We start from the raw sequence: 23629 nt of genomic DNA, 5'->3' as shown, positions 1-23629 counted from the left end.
CACGGAGTAGAAAGGAAACGCATGAAAGCAGCGCGCCCCGGTAAGTTGAGACGCCAGGAAGATCAGGCCAGCTTTGTCAGCTGGCGTTTTGCGTTGCTGTGCGGCTGCATTTTGCTGGCGATGGTTGGCCTGATGTTGCGCGTCGCGTACCTGCAGGTCATCAACCCCGATCGTCTGGTGAAAGAAGGCGACATGCGTTCGCTGCGCGTGCAGGAAGTGCCGACCGCGCGCGGCATGATCAGCGATCGCGCCGGCCGCCCGTTGGCGGTCAGCGTGCCGGTCAATGCGGTGTGGGCCGATCCGAAAGAGCTGAACGAGCGCGGCGGCATCACGCTGGACAGCCGCTGGAAAGCGCTTTCCGATGCGCTGAACATCCCGCTGGACCAGCTTTCCAACCGCATCAACGCCAACCCGAAAGGGCGCTTCGTTTATCTGGCGCGCCAGGTTAACCCGGCGATCGGCGACTACATCCACAAACTCAAGCTGCCGGGGATCTACCTGCGGCAGGAGTCGCGCCGTTACTATCCGGCGGGGCAGGTGACGTCGCACATCATCGGCGTGACCAACATCGACGGGCAAGGCATCGAAGGCGTCGAGAAGAGCTTCGACCGCTGGCTGACCGGGCAACCGGGCGAGAGAACGGTGCGTAAGGATCGCTTCGGCCGGGTGATCGAAGACATCTCCTCCGTCGACAGCCAGGCGGCGCACAACCTGGTGCTGAGCGTCGATGAGCGCCTGCAGGCGCTGGTGTATCGCGAGCTGAACAATGCGGTGGCGTTCAACAAGGCCGAATCGGGCACTGCGGTGCTGATCGACGTGAACACCGGCGAAGTGCTGGCGATGGCCAACAGCCCGTCTTACAACCCGAACAACATGGCCGGTACGCCGAAAGAAACCATGCGTAACCGCGCCATCACCGATATTTTTGAACCCGGTTCAACCGTGAAGCCAATGGTGGTGATGACCGCGCTGCAAAACGGCGTGGTGAGAGAAAACAGCGTGCTGAACACCATCCCGTACCGCATTCAGGGCCACGAGATCAAAGACGTGGCGCGGTACTCGGAGCTGTCATTGACCGGGATCTTGCAGAAGTCGAGTAACGTCGGTGTTTCAAAGCTGGCGTTAGCGATGCCGTCCTCAGCGTTAGTAGATACTTACTCTCGTTTTGGGCTGGGAAAAGCGACCAATTTGGGGCTGGTCGGAGAAAGCAGTGGCATATACCCAAAAAAACAACGGTGGTCTGACATAGAGAGGGCCACCTTCTCTTTCGGCTACGGGCTGATGGTAACTCCGTTACAGTTGGCGCGAGTCTATGCAACGATCGGCAGTCTGGGCGTGTATCGCCCATTGTCGATCACCAAGGTTGACCCTCCGGTCGCCGGCGAACGCGTTTTCCCTGAACCTCTGGTGCGCACCGTGGTGCACATGATGGAAAGCGTGGCCTTGCCGGGCGGCGGCGGCGTGAAAGCCGCCATCAAGGGATACCGTATCGCCATCAAAACCGGTACCGCGAAAAAAGTGGGCCCGGACGGCAAATACGTCAACCGATACATCGCTTATACCGCCGGCGTCGCGCCGGCAAGTAACCCCCGTTTTGCCCTGGTGGTCGTCATCAACGACCCGCAGGGTGGGAAATACTATGGTGGCGCAATCTCCGCGCCGGTGTTCGGCGCCATCATGGGCGGCGTCTTGCGCACCATGAACGTCGAGCCTGACGCGTTGCCCACCGGTGACAAAAGCGAATTAGTGATTAACAAGAAAGAGGGTTCAGGTGGCAGATCGTAATTTGCGCGACTTACTCGCCCCGTGGGTGCCGACGGCACCCGGGCGCGCGCTGCGGGAAATGACATTAGACAGCCGTGTGGCGGCTGCCGGGGATCTGTTTGTCGCCGTGGTCGGCCATCAAACGGATGGGCGCCGCTATATTCCGCAGGCCATCGCGCAGGGCGTCGCCGCTGTGATCGCCGAGGCTGACGGTCAGGCCGAAGACGGCGCCATCGTTGAGATGCACGGCGTGCCGGTGATCTACCTGAGCCAACTGAACCAGCGCCTTTCCGCGCTGGCCGGGCGTTTTTACCATCAGCCGGGCGAGCGCTTGCGCCTGGTCGGCGTGACCGGCACCAACGGCAAAACCACCACCACGCAGCTGTTGGCGCAGTGGAGCCAACTGCTGGGCGAAACCAGCGCGGTGATGGGCACCGTCGGCAACGGCCTGCTGGGCCAGGTGTGTCCGACCGAGAATACCACCGGTTCCGCGGTGGATGTTCAACACGTATTAAACGAGTTGGCGGAACAGGGCGCGACCTTCGCCGCCATGGAAGTTTCTTCCCACGGTTTGGTGCAGCACCGGGTAGCGGCGCTGCCGTTCGCTGCCGCGGTCTTCACCAACCTGAGCCGAGATCACCTGGATTACCACGGTGATATGGCCAATTACGAAGCGGCCAAATGGTCGCTGTTCGCCGCCCACAACGTGGGGCAGGCGATCATCAACGCCGACGATGAAGTCGGTCAGCGCTGGCTCGGCAAATTGCCGGATGCGGTAGCGGTGACGATGCAGGACAACCTGCAGCCGGGCTGCCACGGCCGCTGGCTGAAAACCACGGCGGTCGACTATCACGACAACGGCGCGACTATTCGTTTCAGCTCCAGCTGGGGCGACGGCGAGATCGAAAGCCGCCTGATGGGCGCGTTCAACGTCAGCAACCTGCTGTTGGCATTGGCGACGCTGCTGTCGTTGGGCTACCCGCTGGAGGCGCTGGTGGAAACCGGCAGCCGTCTGCAGCCGGTCTGCGGCCGCATGGAAGTGTTCAACGCGCCGGGCAAACCGACGGTAGTGGTGGATTACGCCCACACGCCGGATGCGCTGGAGAAAGCGCTGGAAGCCGCGCGCCTGCACTGCCAGGGGCAGCTGTGGTGTGTGTTCGGTTGCGGCGGCGATCGCGACAAGGGCAAGCGTCCGCTGATGGGCGGCATCGCCGAGCAGTTCGCCGATCGCGTGGTGATCACCGATGACAACCCGCGTACCGAAGAGCCGCGCGCGATCATCAACGACATCCTGACCGGATTGCTGGACGCCGGGCAGGCGCTGGTGATCCACGGCCGCGCCGAAGCGGTGACCAGCGCCATCATGCAGGCGCAGGAGCAGGATGTGGTGCTGGTGGCGGGCAAAGGCCACGAAGATTATCAACTGGTGGGCAACCGCCGCCTGGATTACTCCGACCGCACGACGGTTGCACGGCTGCTGGGGGTGCTGGCATGATCCCTGTCTCTCTTCAGACACTGGCTGAGGTATTGAGCGCTGAACTGGTGGGCGCCGATTGCCAAATTGTCGAGGTGACGACAGACACCCGCAAGGTGACCGCCGGTTGCCTGTTTGTGGCGCTGAAAGGCGAGCGTTTCGACGCGCACGACTTCGCGGCGGATGCCGTAGCCGCAGGCGCCGGGGCGCTGCTGGTCAGTAAGCGCTTATCAGTGGACGCGCCGCAGCTGGTGGTGCAAGACACCCGTCTGGCGCTGGGCCAGCTTGGCGCCTGGGTGCGTCAACAGGTGCCGGCGCGCGTGGTAGCGCTGACCGGCTCCTCGGGCAAGACCTCGGTGAAAGAAATGACCGCCGCCATTCTGCGCGAATGCGGCGAAGTGCTGTATACCGCCGGCAACTTCAATAATGACATCGGCGTGCCGCTGACGCTGTTGCGTCTGGCGCCGCAGCATGATTTTGCCGTGATAGAGCTGGGCGCTAACCACATTGGCGAAATTGCATACACCACCGCATTGACGAGTCCGCAGACCGCTTTGGTGAACAACCTGGCGGCCGCGCACCTGGAAGGTTTCGGCTCGCTGGCCGGCGTCGCCCAGGCGAAAGGTGAAATCTTTACCGGCCTGCCGGCCGACGGCGTGGCGATCATCAACGCCGATAACAACGACTGGCCGCACTGGCAGAGCATGCTGGGCGGCAAAACCGTCTGGCGCTTCTCGCCGCAGGCTGCCGAAGGCGTGGACTTCTTTGCGGACGAGGTGCGGGTGAACGGCGCAGGTACGCAGTTTACGCTGCACAGCCCGTTCGGCAGCGCCGAGATCGCGCTGCCGCTGCCGGGGCGCCACAACGTGGCCAACGCGTTGGCGGCCACGGCGCTGGCGATGTCGGTAGGCGCCACCCTGGAAGCGGTGCGTCAGGGGTTAAAACAATTGCAGGCGGTGCCGGGGCGTTTGTTCCCGGTGGCGCTGGCCGAAGGCAAGCTGCTGCTGGACGACAGCTACAACGCCAACGTCGGGTCGATGACCGCGGCGGCGCAGGTGCTGGCGGAGATGCCGGGCTACCGCGTGATGGTGGTCGGCGATATGGCTGAGCTGGGCGCAGAAGCGGAAGAGTGCCACCGTCAGGTGGGTGAAGCCGCCCGCCAGGCCGGGGTCGATAAAGTGATCAGCGTCGGCGGGTTGAGCCGCGTGCTGAGCGAGGCTTCCGGCAATGGCGAACATTATCAGGACAAGACAGCAGTGATCGCGCGCGTGGCGGAATTACTGTCGGAACATGCGGTCATCACCGTGTTAATCAAAGGTTCACGTAGTGCCGCAATGGAGCAGGTAGTACGCGCGTTACAGGAGAAAGCACCATGTTAGTTTGGCTGGCCGAGCATTTGGTCAAGTATTACTCAGGCTTCAACGTCTTTTCTTATCTGACGTTCCGAGCCATTGTCAGCCTGCTGACCGCGCTGTTCCTGTCGTTGTGGATGGGCCCGCGGGTGATCAAGCGTCTGCAAGAAATGTCCTTCGGGCAGGTGGTGCGCAACGACGGCCCCGAGTCGCACTTCAGCAAGCGCGGCACGCCGACCATGGGCGGCATCATGATCCTGACCTCCATCACCATTTCGGTGCTGATGTGGGCCTACCCGTCCAACCCGTATGTCTGGTGCGTGCTGTTTGTACTGGTGGGTTACGGCATCGTCGGTTTCGTCGACGACTACCGCAAGGTGGTGCGTAAGGACACCAAAGGGCTGATCGCCCGCTGGAAGTATTTCTGGCAGTCGGTGATTGCGCTGATTGTCGCATTCGCCATGTACGCCGTAGGAAAAGACACGCCAGCCACCGAGCTGGTTGTGCCGTTCTTTAAGGACGTGATGCCGCAGCTGGGCTTGCTGTACATCCTGCTGGCCTATTTCGTCATCGTCGGCACCAGCAACGCGGTCAACCTGACCGACGGCCTGGACGGCCTGGCGATTATGCCGACGGTATTCGTGGCGGCCGGTTTCGCGCTGGTGGCCTGGGCGACCGGTAACATGAACTTCGCCAACTACCTGCATATTCCGTATCTGCGTCATGCCGGTGAGTTGGTGATCGTCTGCACCGCCATCGTCGGCGCCGGCCTTGGGTTCCTGTGGTTCAACACCTACCCGGCTCAGGTATTTATGGGCGACGTCGGTTCGCTGGCGCTGGGCGGCGCGCTGGGCACCATCGCGGTGCTGCTGCGCCAGGAGTTCTTGTTGGTGATCATGGGCGGCGTATTCGTGGTAGAGACGCTGTCGGTGATCCTGCAGGTGGGATCGTTCAAGCTGCGCGGACAACGCATTTTCCGCATGGCGCCGATTCACCACCACTATGAATTGAAAGGCTGGCCGGAGCCGCGCGTGATCGTGCGCTTCTGGATCATTTCGCTGATGCTGGTGCTGATTGGCCTGGCAACGCTGAAGGTGCGTTAATCATGGCAGACTATCAGGGTAGAAAAGTCGTCATCATCGGGTTGGGCCTCACCGGCCTGTCCTGTGTCGATTTCTTCATGGCGCGCGGCGTAACGCCGCGCGTGATGGATACCCGTATCGCGCCGCCAGGGTTGGACAAACTGCCTGAAAGCGTGGAGCGCCATTTGGGCGATTTGAATCAGGACTGGCTGCTGGCGGCGGATCTGATCGTCGCCAGTCCGGGCGTCGCGTTGGCGACCCCGGCATTGAGCGCCGCAGCGGACGCAGGCGTGGAAATCGTCGGCGACGTCGAACTGTTCTGCCGCGAGGCGCAGGCGCCGATCGTGGCGATCACCGGCTCCAACGGCAAGAGCACCGTCACCACCCTGGTGGGCGAAATGGCGAAAGCCGCCGGTTGGGCGGTAGGCGTGGGCGGCAATATCGGCCTGCCGGCGCTGAGCCTGTTGCGTCAGGAATGTCAGCTGTACGTGCTGGAGCTGTCCAGCTTCCAGCTGGAAACGACGTATAGCCTGCGAGCGGCGGCGGCGACCATCCTAAACGTGACCGAAGATCATATGGATCGTTATCCATTTGGCCTGCAGCAGTATCGCGGCGCCAAGCTGCGCGTGTATGAAAACGCCGCGGTGTGCGTGGTGAACGCGGACGATGCGCTGACCATGCCGGTGCGCGGCGCCGACGAGCGCTGCGTCAGCTTCGGGGCGGACGTGGGCGATTATCACCTGAATCGTCAGCAGGGCGAAACCTGGCTGCGGGTGCGCGGTGAGAAGGTGCTGAATACGCGCGAGATGAAGCTGACCGGCCGCCACAATTACACCAACGCCCTGGCGGCGCTGGCGTTGGCGGATGCGGTCAATATCCCGCGAGCCTCCAGCCTGAAGGCGCTGACCACCTTTACCGGCCTGGCGCATCGTTTCCAGCTGGCCTGGGAGAACAACGGCGTGCGTTGGATCAACGATTCCAAAGCCACCAACGTCGGCAGCACCGAAGCGGCGCTGAACGGCCTGCAGGTGGACGGCACGCTGCATCTGCTGCTGGGCGGCGACGGCAAATCCGCCGATTTCTCGCCGCTGGCGCGCTATCTGCAGGGCGACAACGTGCGTCTGTATTGCTTTGGCCGCGACGGCGCCCAGCTGGCGCAGCTGCGGCCGGAAGTGGCGACGCTGACCGAGACCATGGAGCAGGCGATGCGCACCATCGCCGGCCGCGTACAGCCCGGCGATATGGTGCTGTTGTCGCCGGCCTGCGCCAGTCTCGATCAGTTCCGTAATTTTGAAGTGCGCGGCGATGAGTTCGCCCGCCTGGCGCAGGAGCTTGGCGGATGAAACTACGCTTGCCGAACTTCGGGCTGACAGAACGGATGAAAGACTGGGTGACCGGCGCGCGTGACAACGACGCGGTCAACATGGTGCTGTACGATCGCACCCTGCTGTGGCTGACCTTCGGGTTGGCGATCATCGGCTTCGTGATGGTGACTTCGGCGTCGATGCCGATCGGCCAACGCCTGGCGGACGATCCGTTCCTGTTCGCCAAGCGTGATGCGTTGTACCTCGGCCTGGCGTTCGGCCTGTCGCTGGTGACGCTGCGCATCCCGATGGAAGTTTGGCAGCGCTACAGCAACGTGATGCTGCTGATGTCGATCGTGATGCTGCTGATCGTCCTGGTGGTGGGGAGCTCGGTAAACGGGGCCTCGCGCTGGATCGCGCTCGGCCCGCTGCGTATTCAGCCGGCGGAGCTGTCCAAGCTGTCGCTGTTCTGCTATCTGGCGAGCTATCTGGTGCGCAAGGTGGAAGAGGTGCGCAGCAACTTCTGGGGCTTTTGTAAGCCGATGGGCGTGATGGTGGTGCTGGCGGTGCTGCTGCTGGCGCAGCCGGATCTCGGCACCGTGGTGGTGCTGTTCATCACCACGCTGGCGATGCTGTTCCTGGCCGGCGCGAAAATGTGGCAGTTCCTGGCGATCATCGGTTCCGGCGTGTTCGCCGTGGTGCTGCTGATCATCGCGGAACCCTACCGTATGCGCCGCGTGACCTCGTTCTGGAACCCGTGGGCCGACCCGTTCGGCAGCGGCTACCAGCTGACCCAGTCGCTGATGGCATTCGGCCGCGGCGAGTTCTGGGGGCAGGGGCTCGGCAACTCGGTGCAGAAACTGGAGTATTTGCCGGAAGCGCACACCGACTTCATCTTCTCCATTTTGGGTGAAGAACTGGGCTATATCGGTGTGGTTTTAGCCCTGTTAATGGTATTCTTCGTCGCTTTTCGCGCGATGTCCATCGGGCGCCGCGCGCTGGAGATCGACCAACGCTTCTCCGGCTTCCTGGCCTGCGCGATCGGCGTATGGTTCAGCTTCCAGGCGCTGGTTAACGTCGGCGCCGCCGCAGGCATGCTGCCGACCAAAGGTCTGACGCTGCCGCTGATCAGTTACGGCGGCTCGAGCCTGCTGATTATGTCGACGGCGATCGTGCTGTTGCTGCGAATTGATTATGAAACGCGCCTGACCAAGGCTCAGGCGTTTGTGAAGAGGTAAGGGATGAGCGGGAAACCTAAGCGTTTAATGGTGATGGCAGGCGGTACCGGTGGGCATGTGTTCCCGGGGCTGGCGGTCGCGCATCATCTGATGGCGCAGGGCTGGCAGGTGCGCTGGCTCGGAACCGCAGACCGAATGGAAGCCGATCTGGTGCCGAAGCACGGGATCGAGATTGATTTTATCCGCATCTCCGGCCTGCGCGGCAAGGGCCTGAAGGCCCAGTTGACGGCGCCGCTGCGGATCTGGCAGGCGGTGCGGCAGGCGAAAGCCATCATGCGCAGCTATCAGCCGGATGTGGTGCTGGGGATGGGGGGCTACGTTTCCGGCCCCGGCGGCCTGGCGGCCTGGCAGTGCGGCATCCCGGTGGTGCTGCACGAGCAGAACGGCATCGCTGGCTTGACCAACCGCTGGCTGGCGCGCATCGCCGCCAAAGTGATGCAGGCCTTCCCCGGCGCGTTCCCGAACGCCGAGGTGGTGGGCAACCCGGTGCGCACCGACGTGTTGGCGCTGCCGTTGCCGACGGAACGGTTGCAAGGGCGCGAAGGCCCGATCCGCGTGTTGGTGATTGGCGGAAGTCAGGGCGCGCGCGTGCTGAATCAGACAGTTCCTGAAGTCGCGGCGCGTTTGGGCGATAGAATTACGCTCTGGCATCAGGTTGGCAAGGGCGCACTGGAAACGGTGCTGCGCGACTACGAAAGGGTAGGGCAGACGCAGCACAAGGTGGCCGAGTTCATCGACGACATGGCCGCCGCCTATGCCTGGGCCGACGTGGTGGTCTGCCGCTCCGGCGCGTTGACCGTCAGCGAAATCGCGGCGGCGGGGCTGCCGGCGATCTTCGTGCCGTTCATGCATAAGGATCGTCAGCAGTACTGGAATGCGCGTCCGCTGGAACAAGCCGGCGCGGCGAAGATTATCGAACAGCCGCAGTTTAACGCCGATGTGGTGGCCGAACTGCTGGCGAGCTGGGATCGCAAGACGCTGCTGGCCATGGCCGAGAAAGCGCGTGCGGTCGCCATTCCGGACGCCACCGAGCGCGTGGCGGCGGAGCTGGTGCGGCTCGCCAAGTAACGAGTGCAGGGGTTCGGTGCGCCGAACCTGAATAAAAGCAATGTGATGTAGGGCCGGGGTACCGGGTCCGGATTAGAGAGAGTGATGAATACACAACAACTGGCGAAACTACGTACTATCGTGCCCGAGATGCGTCGCGTCCGGCACATTCACTTTGTCGGCATCGGTGGCGCCGGCATGGGTGGTATCGCCGAAGTGTTGGCAAACGAAGGTTATCAGATCAGCGGCTCCGACCTGGCGCCGAATCCGGTGACCCAACAGTTGAGCGCGCTCGGAGCGACGATTTATTTCAATCACCGTCCGGAAAACGTGCTGGATGCGAGCGTGGTTGTGGTCTCTACCGCCATCTCCGCCGACAACCCGGAGATCGTCGCCGCTCGTGAAGCGCGCATCCCGGTGATCCGCCGCGCTGAAATGCTGGCGGAGCTGATGCGTTTTCGTCACGGCATCGCTATTGCCGGCACGCACGGCAAAACCACCACCACGGCGATGGTCTCGAGCATTTATGCCGAAGCCCGCCTGGACCCGACCTTCGTCAACGGCGGGCTGGTGAAGGCGGCGGGCACCCACGCACGACTGGGGTCCAGCCGTTATCTGATCGCGGAAGCGGATGAGAGCGATGCGTCGTTCCTGCATCTGCAGCCGATGGTGGCCGTGGTCACCAACATTGAAGCCGACCACATGGACACCTACCAGGGCGACTTCGAGAACCTGAAGCAGACGTTTATCAATTTCTTGCACAACCTGCCGTTCTACGGCCGTGCGGTGATGTGCATTGACGATCCGGTGGTGCGTGAGCTGTTGCCGCGCGTGGGTCGCCATATCACCACCTACGGCTTCAGTGAGGATGCCGATGTGCGCATCGAAGACTACCGGCAGATTGGGCCGCAGGGGCACTTTACCCTGAGCCGTCAGGACAAGCCGTTGCTGACGGTGACGCTGAACGCGCCGGGCCGCCACAATGCGTTGAACGCTGCGGCGGCGGTGGCGGTAGCGACCGAAGAAGGCATCGACGACGAAGATATTCTGCGCGCGCTGGCGGGCTTCCAGGGCACCGGGCGCCGCTTCGATTTCCTCGGCGAGTTCCCGCTGGAACCGGTCAACGGCAAAGCGGGCAGCGCGATGCTGGTGGACGATTACGGCCACCATCCGACTGAGGTGGACGCCACGCTGAAAGCGGCGCGCGCCGGCTGGCCGGACAAGCGTCTGGTGATGATCTTCCAGCCGCACCGTTATACGCGCACCCGCGATCTGTACGACGATTTCGCCAACGTGCTGTCGCAGGTGGATGTGTTGCTGATGCTTGACGTGTACGCCGCCGGCGAAGCGCCGATCCCGGGCGCGGACAGCCGTTCGCTGTGCCGCACCATCCGCAGCCGCGGCAAGCTGGATCCGATTCTGGTTTCCGATGCCGATAGCGTGCCGGAAACCCTGGCGCAGCTGCTGCAGGATGAAGATTTGGTGCTGGTGCAAGGCGCCGGCAACGTGGGCAAAATCGCCCGTAAACTGGCTGAGCTGAAGCTGCAGCCGCCGAAGAAAGAGGAGGAGCACCATGGCTGATAAAGTTGCAGTTCTGCTGGGCGGCACCTCCGCTGAACGTGACGTTTCTCTGCAGTCCGGCGCCGCGGTGCTGGCCGGGCTGCGCGAAGCCGGTATCGATGCGCACGGCGTCGATACCCGCGATTTCCCGGCGACCCAGCTGAAAGATCAAGGGTTCACCAAAGTGTTTATCGCGCTGCACGGGCGCGGCGGCGAGGACGGCACCCTGCAGGGGCTGCTGGAGTTCCTCGAGCTGCCTTATACCGGCAGCGGCGTAATGGCCTCGGCGCTGACCATGGACAAATGGCGCACCAAGATGGTGTGGCAGTCGATGGGTTTGCCGGTAGCGCCTTACGTGGCGCTGAATCGCCAGCTGTACCTCGGCGCCGAAAAAGCGGCGCTGCTGGCGCGCGTGGCTGATCTCGGTTTGCCGCTGATCGTCAAGCCGAGCCGTGAAGGCTCCAGCGTCGGTATGAGCAAGGTCACCGAAAGCGCTGCGTTGGAAGCGGCGTTGGAAGAGGCCTTCCGCCATGACGACGATGTGCTGGTGGAGAAGTGGTTGAGCGGCCCGGAATACACCGTGGCGATGCTGGGCGACCAGGTGCTGCCATCGATCCGCATCCAGCCGGCCGGCGTGTTTTACGACTATCAGGCCAAGTACATTTCGGACGATACGCAGTACTTCTGCCCGAGCGGTTTGAGCGCCGAGCAGGAAGCCGAGATGGCGGCGTTGGCGCTGCGCGCCTACCGCGGTCTGGACTGCAGCGGCTGGGGCCGCGTCGACGTGATGCAAGACAGCGATGGCCGCTTCTATCTGCTTGAGGTGAACACCTCTCCGGGCATGACCAGTCATAGCCTGGTGCCGATGGCGGCGCGCCAGTTTGGATTAAGCTTCTCGCAGTTGGTGGCGAGAATTTTGGAGTTGGCCGACTGATATGTCGCAAGCTGCCCTGAATGCGCGCGATCGCGAGGTGGATAACGGCCCGCGCCGCAGCAATGGAACCCAGTTGGCGGGAATGATTTTCCTGCTGATGGTGTTGGGAACGGTCGTGTGGAGCGGTTGGGCGGTGCTTGGCTGGATGAAAGACGCCAGCCGCCTGCCACTCTCAAGGCTGGTGGTGACCGGCGAACGCCATTACACCACCAACGATGATATTCGTCAGGCGATCCTGGCGCTGGGCGCACCCGGCACCTTTATGACGCAGGATGTGGACGTCATCCAGCAGCAGATCGAACGTCTGCCGTGGATCAAGCAGGCCAGCGTGCGCAAACAATGGCCGGATGAGCTGAAGATCCATCTGGTGGAGTACGTCCCGGTGGCGCGCTGGAACGATTTGCACATGGTGGACGCCGAGGGCAAAGCGTTCAGCGTACCGGCGGAGCGGGCGGGCAAGCAGAAGTTGCCGCTGCTCTACGGGCCGGAAGGGAGCGAGCAGGATGTGCTGGAAGGCTATCGGGCGATGAGCGCCACGTTGGCGGCCAGCAAATATACGCTGAAAATGGCGGCGATGACCGCGCGCCATTCCTGGCAGCTGGCGCTGGACAACGATGTCCGGCTTGAGCTGGGGCGCGATGACCGCAACGGGCGTTTGCAGCGGTTTATCGAGCTTTACCCGGTATTGCAGCAGCAGGGCCAGGCGGAGAGCAAGCGTGTCAGCTATGTCGATCTGCGCTACGAGTCCGGCGCTTCGGTAGGGTGGGCTCCGGTGTTGGTCGATCCGCAGGCGCTTGGCGGTCAGCAAAACAGTAATCAGCAACAGAATCAGGCACAGGCAAAACAACAATGATCAAGTCGACGGACAGAAAACTGGTAGTTGGACTGGAGATCGGTACTGCAAAAGTCTCCGCGTTGGTAGGGGAAGTTCTGCCCGATGGCATGGTCAACATTATCGGGGTGGGCAGCTGCCCGTCTCGCGGTATGGATAAGGGTGGCGTAAACGACCTGGAATCGGTGGTGAAGTGCGTACAGCGCGCCATCGATCAGGCCGAGCTGATGGCGGACTGCCAGATCTCTTCGGTGTACCTGGCGCTGTCGGGCAAACACATCAGCTGTCAGAACGAAATCGGCATGGTGCCGATCTCGGAAGAGGAAGTGACGCAGGACGACGTGGAGAATGTGGTGCACACCGCCAAATCGGTGCGCGTGCGCGACGAACACCGTATCCTGCACGTGATTCCTCAGGAATACGCCATCGATTATCAGGAAGGCATCAAAAACCCGGTTGGGCTGTCCGGCGTGCGCATGCAGGCCAAGGTGCATCTGATTACCTGCCATAACGATATGGCGAAGAACATCGTCAAGGCCGTGGAACGTTGCGGCCTGAAAGTTGACCAACTTATTTTCGCCGGTCTGGCCGCGAGCTACGCGGTGCTGACCGAAGATGAACGCGAACTCGGCGTTTGCGTGGTGGATATCGGCGGCGGCACCATGGATATGGCGGTGTATACCGGCGGTGCGCTGCGCCACACCAAAGTGATCCCTTATGCCGGGAACGTGGTCACCAGCGATATCGCCTACGCCTTCGGCACGCCGCCGACCGACGCGGAAGCGATTAAAGTTCGACACGGTTGTGCGCTTGGGTCGATTGTTAGCAAGGATGAGAATGTAGAGGTGCCTAGCGTCGGGGGACGTCCTCCGCGCAGTCTGCAAAGACAGACGCTGGCTGAAGTCATTGAGCCACGCTACACCGAACTGTTGAATCTGGTTAACGATGAAATTTTGCAATTGCAGGAGCAACTGCGTCAGCAAGGGGTGAAGCATCATCTGGCGGCAGGTATCGTGCTGACCGGTGGCGCCGCCCAGATTGATGGCCTGGCAGCCTGTGCGCAACGGGTGTTCCACACTCAGGTACGCATCGGCCAACCCTTGAACATCACGGGTCTGACGGATTATGCGCAGGAGCCTTACTACTCGACGGCGGTAGGTCTGCTGCACTATGGAAAAGAGTCTCACCTGAGCGGTGAGACAGAAGTAGAAAAACGCGCCTCGGTGGGCAATTGGTTTAAACGCATCAATAGCTGGCTGAGAAAAGAGTTTTAATGTTTCAACAAAGAGATCATGCTGAGTAATCTTTTTATGATCTCGCAGCGACAGGCACAAAACGGAGAGAAACTATGTTTGAACCAATGGAACTAACCAATGACGCGGTGATTAAAGTCATCGGCGTCGGCGGCGGCGGTGGCAACGCCGTTGAACACATGGTGCGCGAGCGCATCGAAGGTGTTGAATTCTTCGCTGTGAACACGGACGCCCAGGCGCTCCGCAAAACGGCGGTTGGCCAAACCATCCAGATTGGTAGTGGTATTACCAAAGGTCTGGGTGCGGGCGCGAACCCTGAGGTGGGTCGCAATTCAGCGGAAGAAGACCGCGAAGCCCTGCGCGCAGCGCTGGACGGCGCAGACATGGTCTTCATCGCAGCCGGCATGGGCGGCGGTACCGGTACCGGTGCGGCGCCAGTGGTGGCTGAAGTGGCTAAAGATTTGGGTATTCTGACCGTGGCCGTGGTGACCAAGCCTTTCAACTTCGAAGGCAAGAAGCGCATGGCATTCGCGGAGCAGGGTATCGCTGAACTGTCCAAACACGTGGACTCGCTGATCACCATCCCGAACGACAAGCTGTTGAAAGTTCTGGGGCGCGGCATCTCTCTGCTGGACGCGTTCGGCGCGGCCAACGACGTGCTGAAAGGCGCGGTGCAGGGTATCGCCGAGCTGATCACCCGTCCGGGCCTGATGAACGTCGACTTCGCCGACGTGCGCACCGTGATGTCCGAAATGGGCTACGCGATGATGGGTTCCGGCGTGGCTTGCGGTGAAGACCGCGCCGAAGAAGCGGCCGAAATGGCGATCTCCAGCCCGCTGCTGGAAGACATCGACCTGTCCGGCGCGCGCGGCGTGCTGGTCAACATTACCGCTGGCTTCGATCTGCGTCTGGATGAGTTCGAAACTGTGGGTAACACCATCCGTGCGTTCGCTTCCGACAACGCTACCGTGGTTATCGGTACCTCGCTGGATCCGGAAATGAACGACGAACTGCGCGTTACCGTGGTTGCAACCGGTATCGGTATGGACAAGCGTCCTGAAATCACTCTGGTGACCAATAAGCAGGCCAGCCAGCCAGTGATGGATCACCGTTATCAGCAGCACGGCATGTCGCCTCTGCCGCAGGAAGTGAAACCTGCCGCCAAGGTGGTCAACGACCAAGCTGCGCAGCCGAATAAAGAGCCCGACTATCTTGATATTCCAGCCTTCCTGCGTAAACAGGCAGACTAAGAATATCCTGAGAATTTGGAATCTCCGCTCTTTGTGCTAAACTGTCCCGCCGGCCATGCTGTATGCTTGGCTGGTAGGATGGATAACATTGCGAGATAAAACGATGATCAAACAAAGGACATTAAAACGTATTGTTCAGGCGACTGGCGTCGGTTTGCATACCGGCAAGAAAGTCACGCTGACAATGCGCCCAGCGCCGGCTAATACCGGGGTCATCTATCGTCGCACTGACTTGAATCCACCGGTTGATTTTCCGGCTGATGCAAAATCCGTGCGTGATACCATGCTCTGTACTTGCCTGGTGAATGAGCATGACGTGCGTATTTCGACCGTTGAGCACCTCAACGCCGCGCTGGCTGGGCTGGGCATCGACAATATCGTCATCGAAGTCGACGCCGCTGAAATCCCAATCATGGACGGCAGCGCCAGTCCGTTCGTGTTCTTGCTGCTGGATGCCGGCATCGAAGAACTGAACTCGGCGAAGAAATTCCTGCGTCTGAAAGAGACCGTGCGTGTTGAAGATGGCGACAAATGGGCCGAGCTGTCCCCGCATAACGGGTTCCGCCTGGACTTCACCATCGACTTCAACCACCCGGCTATCGACGCCAGTTCTCAGCGCTACCGTCTTGATTTCTCGGCTGAGTCGTTCGTGCGTCAAATCAGCCGCGCGCGCACCTTCGGGTTCATGCGCGATATCGAATATCTGCAGTCCCGCGGCTTGGCCCTGGGCGGCAGCTTCGATTGCGCCATTGTGGTAGATGACTACCGCGTGCTGAACGAAGACGGTCTGCGTTTCGAAGACGAGTTCGTACGTCACAAAATGCTGGACGCCATCGGCGACCTGTTCATGTGCGGCCACAACATTATTGGCGCGTTCACCGCGTTCAAGTCTGGGCACGCGCTGAACAACAAACTGCTGCAGGCCGTGCTGGCCAAGCAGGAAGCGTGGGAATACGTGACCTTCCAGGACGAAGCCGAAATGCCGTTGGCATTCAAGGCACCGTCTACCGTATTGGCGTAAGGTCTGAATTCCTCGCCTGCTGCAAATAACGGCAGGCGCATCCTCTGAGAGCCTGAGAATTCAGGCTCGTGATGCCGTCTGATGTTTTGCAGTTGTGTCGCTGATTACTTATCACGACTGGTTGTGTTGGTACCCTCTCCGGCCAATGCAGCCAGCCGTTCCAATATCTTGCGCAGTTTCTCCGGGCTACGACTCGCCAATCCTCTCAGCTCTTCCGCACTTTCCAGACTCAAATGCCGCATCGGCACGGGTTTTTCCGGCGCTTTTTCGGCGTTTTGCACCTGGTTGCTGCCTTTCGCCATCAAGGCCGGATTAATCCTGATGTCGATCGACGACAATGATGGTAGAATTTGCGCTCGTAGTGCAGACAGCAAAGCGGGTTGTTCGTAGCGCAAGCGCATCATCCAACTGGCATTTGCCGTTTCGAGCACTAAAATACCCTGTCGGAAATTCGCGACGCGGCACCAGGGATGCAGGGGTGCGGGCAACAGGCCCTTCACTGCACGGTTAAGCTTGAGCAGCGCCACCGCGCGTTGCTGGACGTTATGCAGCGGCCCTTTGCTGCCGGCAGACGCGTCGTCGAACAGGACATCTAATAATTGTGGACGGCTATCGCGCATAATGGGCTCCGGCGGATTATAAACTCGTGATCGGTATTCTAAATCGTTGGCGACAATTTGGCAGACGTTATTTCTGGCCCCATCTCCTGTTAGGGATGGTTGCGGCCACGCTTGGCGCGTCTTCCAATTTGTCCGGCGCTCCCGATCAGGCCGCACTGCCGAATACGTCGTCCAGCCTTAACCGGCAAAATTCGGCCAACGGCACCTTCAACAGCCTGGCCCTGCTGCAGGACGCGCACCGCCGCCCTACCTTCAGCGTAGATTATTGGCAGCAGCATGCACTGCGCACCGTCATTCGTCACCTCTCTTTCGCGCTGGCGCCGCAGGCGGTTTATGCGCGGGTACAGGAGAGCGAAGCCGAAGCGGAACCGCCTTTGCAGGTAGCGCAACTGGCGCTGCTGTCTACCCTCAACGCGCTGCTGACGCATGAGCCGAAGCCGCCGACCATCATTCGCCACACCCACCTCGAGGTGCTGCCAACGCTGGCGCGGCACCAGACCGGCCTGTGGGTGGCTCAGGTGCAGGGCATTCGCGCCGGGCCCGTCGTTCTCGTCTGACTCCGCCCTTAGGGCACAAAAACCATAAATAATAGCAAGTTGACTGCCGCCTTCGGCCGTCATGACAGAGATATCAAACATCATGTTAGTGAAATTATTAACAAAAGTTTTTGGCAGCCGTAATGATCGTACCCTGCGCCGCATGCGCAAAGTGGTTGAGCAGATCAACCGCATGGAACCGGACATGGAAAAACTGTCCGATGACGAGCTGAAAGCGAAAACCAACGAGTTCCGCGCACGCCTGGAAAAAGGCGAGTCGCTGGAAAGCCTGATCCCGGAAGCCTTCGCCGTGGTGCGCGAGGCGAGCAAGCGCGTGTTCGGCATGCGTCACTTCGACGTGCAGCTGCTGGGCGGCATGGTGCTGAACGACCGCTGCATCGCCGAGATGCGTACCGGTGAAGGTAAAACCCTGACCGCGACGCTGCCGGCCTACCTGAACGCCCTGAGCGGCCGCGGCGTGCACGTCGTGACCGTCAACGACTATCTGGCGCAGCGCGACGCCGAAAACAACCGCCCGCTGTTCGAGTTCCTCGGCCTGAGCATCGGCATCAACCTGCCGGGCATGCCGGCGCCGGCCAAGCGTGAAGCTTACGCCGCCGACATCACCTACGGCACCAACAACGAATACGGCTTCGACTACCTGCGCGACAACATGGCGTTCAGCCCGGAAGAGCGCGTGCAGCGCAAACTGCACTATGCGCTGGTGGATGAGGTGGACTCCATCCTGATCGATGAAGCGCGTACGCCGCTGATCATCTCCGGCCCGGCCGAAGACAGCTCCGAGATGTACATCAAGGTCAACAAGCTGATCCCTAAACTGATCCGCCAGGAAAAAGAAGACTCCGACACCTTCAAGGGTGAAGGGCACTTCTCGGTGGACGAGAAGGCGCGTCAGGTACACCTGACCGAACGCGGTCTGATCCTGATTGAAGAGATGCTGGTGGAAGCCGGCATCATGGATGAAGGCGAATCGCTGTACTCGCCGACCAACATCATGCTGATGCACCACGTTACCGCCGCGCTGCGCGCCCACGTGCTGTTCACCCGCGACGTTGACTACATCGTGAAAGACGGCGAAGTGATCATCGTCGATGAGCACACCGGCCGTACCATGCAGGGCCGCCGCTGGTCCGACGGTCTGCACCAGGCGGTGGAAGCCAAAGAAGGCGTGGAGATCCAGAACGAGAACCAGACGCTGGCTTCGATCACCTTCCAGAACTACTTCCGTCTGTACGAGAAGCTGGCCGGGATGACCGGTACCGCCGATACCGAAGCCTTCGAATTCAGCTCGATCTACAAGCTGGACACCATCGTGGTGCCAACCAACCGTCCGATGATCCGTAAGGACATGCCGGATCTGGTGTACATGACCGAGAAAGAGAAGATCGGCGCCATCATCGAGGACATTCGCGAGCGTACCGCCAAAGGCCAACCGGTGCTGGTGGGTACCATCTCAATCGAGAAATCCGAAGTGGTGTCCCGTGAGCTGACCAAAGCGGGCATCGACCACAAGGTGCTGAACGCCAAATTCCACGCCATGGAAGCGGACATCGTCGCCCAGGCCGGCCAGAGCGGTGCGGTAACCATCGCCACCAACATGGCGGGTCGTGGTACCGATATCGTGCTGGGCGGCAGCTGGCAGGCCGAAGTGGCGCTGCTGGAAGCGCCGACCGAAGAGCAGATCGAAGCCATCAAAGCCGCCTGGAAAGAGCGCCACGACGCGGTGCTGGCGGCGGGCGGCCTGCATATCATCGGCACCGAGCGCCATGAATCGCGCCGTATCGATAACCAGCTGCGCGGCCGTTCCGGTCGTCAGGGCGACGCCGGTTCATCCCGCTTCTATCTGTCGATGGAAGATGCCCTGATGCGTATCTTCGCCTCGGATCGCGTATCCGGCATGATGCGTAAACTGGGCATGAAAGAAGGCGAAGCCATTGAGCACCCGTGGGTGACCAAGGCGATCGCCAATGCCCAGCGTAAGGTAGAGAGCCGCAACTTCGACATCCGTAAGCAACTGCTGGAGTACGATGACGTCGCCAACGATCAGCGCCGCGCCATCTACAGCCAACGCAACGAATTGCTGGACGTGTCCGACGTGAGCGAAACCATCGCCAGCATCCGCGAGGACGTGTTCAAGAGCACCATCGACAACTACATCACGCCGCAGTCGCTGGAAGAAGAGTGGGATATTCAGGGGCTGGAAGAGCGCCTGAAGAACGACTTCGATCTGGAGATGCCGATCGCCCAGTGGCTGGACAAAGAGCCGGAGCTGCACGAAGAGACGCTGCGCGAACGCATTCTGGAGAACGCCAAAGAGCAGTATCAGCGTAAGGAAGAAGTGGTCGGCAGCGAGATGATGCGCAACTTCGAGAAGGGCGTGATGCTGCAGACGCTGGATTCCCTGTGGAAAGAGCATCTGGCGGCGATGGACTACCTGCGTCAGGGTATCCACCTGCGCGGTTACGCGCAGAAGGATCCGAAGCAGGAGTACAAGCGTGAATCCTTCAACATGTTCGCCACCATGCTGGAATCGCTGAAATATGAAGTGATCAGCGTGCTGAGCAAGGTACAGGTGCGGATGCCGGAAGAGGTGGAAGCGCTGGAACAGCAGCGCCGTGAAGAGGCCGAGCGTCTGGCGCAGCAGCAACAGCTGAGCCACCACGACGAGAACGCGCTGGTGACTGAAGATCCGAACGCGCCGGCGACCGCCGAGCGTAAAGTGGGGCGCAACGATCCTTGCCCATGCGGTTCCGGCAAGAAATACAAGCAGTGCCACGGCCGCCTGCAGTAATGCCGGCCGCGGTTAACCGATAACACCCAGGGGTTCAGCTTGCTGAGCCCCTGTTTTTTGGCACCCATCAGGAGGGTGAGATGAAACATCTGAATATCGCCGTGGGCATTATCCGCAATGCTCAACAGGAGATCTTTATTACCCGCCGCGCCGCCGATGCGCACATGGCCGGCTTTTGGGAGTTTCCCGGCGGTAAGATCGAACAGGGTGAAACGCCTGAACAGGCGCTGGGCCGTGAACTGCGTGAAGAGACCGGTATCGAAGCCGAACGCGCCGAACTGCTGGAGGTGGTGGAGCACAGCTTCAGCGATCGCATCGTGACGCTGAATTTTTATCTGGTAGAAGCCTGGGCGGGTGAGCCGTTCGGCCGCGAGGGGCAACCGATGCGCTGGGTAAAACAGGCGGACCTGCGTGAAGACGAGTTCCCGGAAGCCAACGTCGGCATTATTCAGCTGCTGGTGGCACAGGCGAACGCCGCGCAATAACCAGTTTGGCCTGGCGTCCGCCAGGCCAACAGCGGGCGATCAGCGATCGTCCATTTCGCTCCAGTCTTCGCTTTCCGACAGATCGCTGTTGCTCGGAATGCGCTTCTCTTCATCGGCCCACTCGCCGAGATCGATCAGCTGGCAGCGTTTGCTGCAAAACGGCCGGAATGGGCTGACTTCACCCCAAACCACGCCGGTGCCACAGGTTGGGCATTTTACTACGGTCGTCATAACGGTTCCTTACGCCTTCTGACAATACTGAGAAGGCTTTCTTTCATAAGTTCAACAACAGGCCAGTTCGAACGTCAGGCGTTCAGGCACCGCGCCATGTTCACTGTCCAGCGGCAGGAAACGAATAGCATAACGCGTCTTATGGCCGGAAATCTGCGGATAAAGCTGCGGCGCCAGATGGAGGCGCAGGCGCAGCAGATCCGCCCCTTCGGCGTTGTCCTGGAAAAAACCGTTCAGGCTGATTTGATTGCGGAACGGCCCGGATTGGCGGATCAGATCCAACACCATGATCAGCGCCTGGTTCAGCGGATCCAGCGACTGCAGCCAGGCGGCGACGTCGGCATCGCGATCCTGCTGCGGCGCGTGCATCCACATATGCAGGGTCGGCAGATCGAAGCTGCAGCAACCGCCAGGAATGTTCAGCCGCTGACGCACCAGGCCGATCAGCCGATCTTCGCGCAGCGCCTGGCCGAGGCGCGGCGCCGCCATCAGTGCCGATGAGCGCGACTTCAGCTGGCCGCGCAGCTGGTCGATCAGCGCCATATCCACGCCCGGCACATCGGCCCAGGCCAACAGTTTCTGCTGCTGGCGCTCCAGCTCTTTGAGCAGTTCGGTGCGCACTTCGCCGCGCTCCAGCACGTCCAGCAAGTCGGAGACGGTGCGAAAGAAGGTGAGGGCGATGGCGGTTTCACTCAGGGCGCGTTGGCCGTGCAGCTGTTGCAGCAGGAATTCGATGCGCAGCCAGGTGCGCATCTTCTCGTTCAGCGGGTGTTCAAAGAGAACGGTTGGGGAAACATCACTCATGCAGTTTAATCCTGTTGGGGCGCTGTTGCCGCCAGTTCAAGGTAGCGACGATGCAGAGCGGCGACCTGTGGCTCTATCCCCTGAGCGGCGCCGCTGTTGTCAATAATGTCATCCGCCACGGCGAGGCGCTGCTGGCGCGTGGCCTGGGCGGCGAGAATGCTCTGCGCTTGCTCACGGCTTACGCCGTCGCGCGTGATGGTGCGAGCCAGCTGGGTTTCGGCGTCGACGTCGATCACCAGCACCCGATCGGCGCGATCCTGCAGGCGGTTTTCCACCAGCAGCGGCACCACCCACAGCGCGTACGGGCTGGTGGCCTGCGCCAGTTGGCGCTGGGTTTCACGGTGTATCAGCGGGTGCAGCAGCTGGTTCAGCCAGGTTTTGTCATCGGGATGGCTGAAGATGCGCTGACGCAGCGCAGCGCGATCCAACGCACCGTCCGGCAGCAACATTTCATTACCAAATCGTTCGGCGATCGCGGCCAAGGCAGGGGTGCCCGGCTCGACGACCTGACGGGCGATCACGTCGGCATCGACAAGGGTTGCGCCGTGGCGCGCAAAGGCGTTCGCGACGGTCGTCTTGCCGCTGCCTATGCCCCCGGTCAACGCAACAATGTAGGCCATGGTGTTAGGTGCATCCGATGTTCATAAAAAAATAATAGTCGAATCATAAAGCGATCGCGCAGAAGTGCAAGTCGGCAGGCGGCGCTTGCGCATCGGCACCGATTGGGTGGCGAGAAAAAACGCAGCGGCACGGCAAAAATGAGCGGGCAATCACACTGCGATTATGCAGGTAAATTTGTCGGATTGTAGCGTAAATAAAGGCGAATTCGCAGTCTTGTTCGGCGATTATTAGCGCGTATTATAACGTCACTGGAACTGGCATTAATCTCGCCGCCGTCTTTTTGCGCCACTGGAAAGCCGTCGGGTAGAGGTGCGAATATCCTCCTTGCGATCCGTCGCCATTAACCAGGAAATCATAAGTCATGCGTATTGAAGAAGATTTGAAGTTGGGCTTTAAAGACGTGTTGATCCGCCCTAAGCGCTCCACGCTGAAAAGCCGCTCCGAGGTTGAACTGGAACGTCAGTTTACCTTCAAGCATTCAGGTTGCAGCTGGTCCGGCGTGCCGATTATCGCCGCCAACATGGACACGGTGGGCACCTTCCGCATGGCCGAGGCCCTGGCTTCTTTCGACGTTCTCACCGCCGTACACAAACATTACAGCGTCGAGCAATGGGCTGACTTCGTGCAGCGCATGCCGGAATCGGTGCTGCGCCATGTGATGGTCTCCACCGGCACCTCCGAAGCCGACTTCGCCAAAATGCAGCAGATCCTGGCCCTGTCTTCGGCGCTGAAATTCATCTGTATCGACGTGGCCAACGGCTACTCCGAACACTTCGTCGCTTTCCTGCAGAAAGCGCGCGAAGCCTGCCCGAATCACGTCATCTGCGCAGGTAACGTGGTAACCGGCGAGATGGTGGAAGAGTTGATCCTCTCCGGCGCCGACATCGTGAAAGTCGGCATCGGGCCGGGATCGGTATGCACCACCCGCGTGAAGACCGGCGTGGGCTATCCGCAGCTGTCGGCGGTGATCGAATGCGCCGACGCGGCCCATGGGCTGGGCGGCCAAATCGTCAGCGACGGCGGTTGCTCGGTGCCGGGCGATGTCGCCAAAGCCTTCGGCGGCGGCGCGGACTTCGTGATGCTGGGCGGCATGCTGGCCGGCCACGACGAGTGCGAAGGCACCGTGGTGGAAGAGAACGGCGAGAAGTTCATGCTGTTCTACGGCATGAGCTCCGAGTCGGCGATGAAGCGCCACGTCGGCGGCGTAGCGGAGTATCGCGCGGCCGAAGGCAAAACCGTCAAGCTGCCGCTGCGCGGCGAGGTGGAGTTCACCGTGCGCGATATCCTCGGCGGCTTGCGTTCCGCCTGCACCTACGTCGGCGCCGAGCGTCTGAAAGAGCTGACCAAGCGCACCACCTTTATCCGCGTGGCGGAGCAGGAAAACCGCGTCTTCGGCAGCAAATAAGCCG

The 23629-nt window shown here is 60.9% G+C and carries 21 protein-coding genes; 17 read left to right on the top strand and 4 right to left on the bottom strand.

All coding sequences use genetic code 11. From position 1 onward, the window contains the following. Positions 1-21: 21 nt before the first annotated feature. The 13 genes from ACJ8QF_RS18600 (at position 22) to lpxC (ending at position 16111) form a co-directional block, all read left to right on the top strand. A complete protein-coding gene (locus ACJ8QF_RS18600; protein WP_004932790.1) occupies positions 22-1785 on the top strand; it encodes a peptidoglycan glycosyltransferase FtsI in 1764 nt (587 codons plus the stop codon). Further along, positions 1772-3259, top strand: a complete 1488-nt coding sequence (murE, locus tag ACJ8QF_RS18595; RefSeq protein WP_442537749.1) for a UDP-N-acetylmuramoyl-L-alanyl-D-glutamate--2,6-diaminopimelate ligase — start codon at positions 1772-1774, stop codon at positions 3257-3259. Before ACJ8QF_RS18600 ends, murE begins: the two co-directional genes overlap by 14 nt. After that, positions 3256-4617, top strand: a complete 1362-nt coding sequence (murF, locus tag ACJ8QF_RS18590) for a UDP-N-acetylmuramoyl-tripeptide--D-alanyl-D-alanine ligase (protein WP_280630928.1) — start codon at positions 3256-3258, stop codon at positions 4615-4617. Before murE ends, murF begins: the two co-directional genes overlap by 4 nt. After that, positions 4611-5693, top strand: coding sequence for a phospho-N-acetylmuramoyl-pentapeptide-transferase (gene mraY / locus ACJ8QF_RS18585; RefSeq protein WP_004932782.1), 1083 nt, complete (start codon positions 4611-4613; stop codon positions 5691-5693). Before murF ends, mraY begins: the two co-directional genes overlap by 7 nt. A gap of 2 nt (positions 5694-5695) precedes the next feature. Continuing rightward, the gene (gene murD / locus ACJ8QF_RS18580; protein WP_033641855.1) at positions 5696-7015 is read left to right on the top strand and encodes a UDP-N-acetylmuramoyl-L-alanine--D-glutamate ligase; all 1320 of its coding nucleotides are present in this window, start codon (positions 5696-5698) and stop codon (positions 7013-7015) included. After that, positions 7012-8214, top strand: coding sequence for a cell division protein FtsW (gene ftsW, locus ACJ8QF_RS18575; RefSeq protein WP_004932776.1), 1203 nt, complete (start codon positions 7012-7014; stop codon positions 8212-8214). The genes murD and ftsW overlap by 4 nt, the downstream gene beginning before the upstream one ends. A 3-nt stretch (positions 8215-8217) precedes the next feature. Next, the gene (gene murG / locus ACJ8QF_RS18570; RefSeq protein ID WP_265261610.1) at positions 8218-9282 is read left to right on the top strand and encodes an undecaprenyldiphospho-muramoylpentapeptide beta-N-acetylglucosaminyltransferase; all 1065 of its coding nucleotides are present in this window, start codon (positions 8218-8220) and stop codon (positions 9280-9282) included. Between the two features lie 84 nt (positions 9283-9366). Beyond that, positions 9367-10842: a UDP-N-acetylmuramate--L-alanine ligase gene (murC, locus tag ACJ8QF_RS18565; RefSeq protein ID WP_028127852.1), complete on the top strand. Its 1476-nt coding sequence runs from the start codon at positions 9367-9369 to the stop codon at positions 10840-10842. Continuing rightward, complete coding sequence (locus ACJ8QF_RS18560) at positions 10835-11755, top strand: D-alanine--D-alanine ligase (protein WP_442537748.1); 921 nt, start codon at positions 10835-10837, stop codon at positions 11753-11755. The genes murC and ACJ8QF_RS18560 overlap by 8 nt, the downstream gene beginning before the upstream one ends. A gap of 1 nt (position 11756) precedes the next feature. Then, a complete protein-coding gene (gene ftsQ, locus ACJ8QF_RS18555) occupies positions 11757-12608 on the top strand; it encodes a cell division protein FtsQ (protein ID WP_004932761.1) in 852 nt (283 codons plus the stop codon). Then, on the top strand, positions 12605-13861 hold the full coding sequence (gene ftsA / locus ACJ8QF_RS18550) for a cell division protein FtsA (protein ID WP_004932758.1): 1257 nt from the start codon (positions 12605-12607) through the stop codon (positions 13859-13861). The genes ftsQ and ftsA overlap by 4 nt, the downstream gene beginning before the upstream one ends. Before the next feature lie 74 nt (positions 13862-13935). Next, complete coding sequence (ftsZ, locus tag ACJ8QF_RS18545) at positions 13936-15090, top strand: cell division protein FtsZ (RefSeq protein WP_004932757.1); 1155 nt, start codon at positions 13936-13938, stop codon at positions 15088-15090. Between the two features lie 103 nt (positions 15091-15193). After that, the gene (gene lpxC, locus ACJ8QF_RS18540) at positions 15194-16111 is read left to right on the top strand and encodes a UDP-3-O-acyl-N-acetylglucosamine deacetylase (protein WP_004932754.1); all 918 of its coding nucleotides are present in this window, start codon (positions 15194-15196) and stop codon (positions 16109-16111) included. 104 nt (positions 16112-16215) lie between these two features. Here lpxC and ACJ8QF_RS18535 read toward each other — a convergent pair whose 3' ends face one another. Next, on the bottom strand, positions 16216-16731 hold the full coding sequence (locus ACJ8QF_RS18535; RefSeq protein ID WP_004932751.1) for a DUF721 domain-containing protein: 516 nt from the start codon (positions 16729-16731) through the stop codon (positions 16216-16218). Positions 16732-16757: 26 nt separating this feature from the next. Between ACJ8QF_RS18535 and secM the strand changes: the two genes are divergently transcribed. The 3 genes from secM (at position 16758) to mutT (ending at position 20564) form a co-directional block, all read left to right on the top strand. Next, positions 16758-17288, top strand: coding sequence for a secA translation cis-regulator SecM (secM, locus tag ACJ8QF_RS18530; protein WP_004932747.1), 531 nt, complete (start codon positions 16758-16760; stop codon positions 17286-17288). Positions 17289-17370: 82 nt separating this feature from the next. Further along, on the top strand, positions 17371-20079 hold the full coding sequence (gene secA / locus ACJ8QF_RS18525) for a preprotein translocase subunit SecA (protein WP_004932741.1): 2709 nt from the start codon (positions 17371-17373) through the stop codon (positions 20077-20079). Positions 20080-20159: 80 nt separating this feature from the next. Then, on the top strand, positions 20160-20564 hold the full coding sequence (mutT, locus tag ACJ8QF_RS18520; RefSeq protein WP_442537747.1) for an 8-oxo-dGTP diphosphatase MutT: 405 nt from the start codon (positions 20160-20162) through the stop codon (positions 20562-20564). A gap of 39 nt (positions 20565-20603) precedes the next feature. Here mutT and yacG read toward each other — a convergent pair whose 3' ends face one another. From yacG to coaE, 3 genes are read right to left on the bottom strand one after another with little or no spacing between them, the layout of a single operon-like run. After that, positions 20604-20795: a DNA gyrase inhibitor YacG gene (yacG, locus tag ACJ8QF_RS18515; RefSeq protein WP_004932737.1), complete on the bottom strand. Its 192-nt coding sequence runs from the start codon at positions 20793-20795 to the stop codon at positions 20604-20606. A gap of 51 nt (positions 20796-20846) precedes the next feature. Then, positions 20847-21599 carry a cell division protein ZapD gene (gene zapD / locus ACJ8QF_RS18510; RefSeq protein WP_004932732.1) on the bottom strand — a complete coding sequence of 251 codons (753 nt, stop codon included), beginning with the start codon at positions 21597-21599 and terminating at the stop codon, positions 20847-20849. 5 nt (positions 21600-21604) lie between these two features. Continuing rightward, a complete protein-coding gene (gene coaE / locus ACJ8QF_RS18505; protein ID WP_171402969.1) occupies positions 21605-22219 on the bottom strand; it encodes a dephospho-CoA kinase in 615 nt (204 codons plus the stop codon). Positions 22220-22581: 362 nt separating this feature from the next. On the opposite strand from coaE, the gene ACJ8QF_RS18500 reads away from it, so the two are divergent. After that, complete coding sequence (locus tag ACJ8QF_RS18500) at positions 22582-23625, top strand: GMP reductase (RefSeq protein ID WP_004932727.1); 1044 nt, start codon at positions 22582-22584, stop codon at positions 23623-23625. Positions 23626-23629 lie beyond the last annotated feature (4 nt).

Origin of the sequence: Serratia sp. CY81684 (genome assembly GCF_052166595.1) — a bacterium.
Lineage (GTDB): Bacteria > Pseudomonadota > Gammaproteobacteria > Enterobacterales > Enterobacteriaceae > Serratia > Serratia nematodiphila.
The sequence above is the reverse complement of the archived record's forward strand: the minus strand, read 5'-3'. Positions and strand labels throughout refer to the sequence as shown.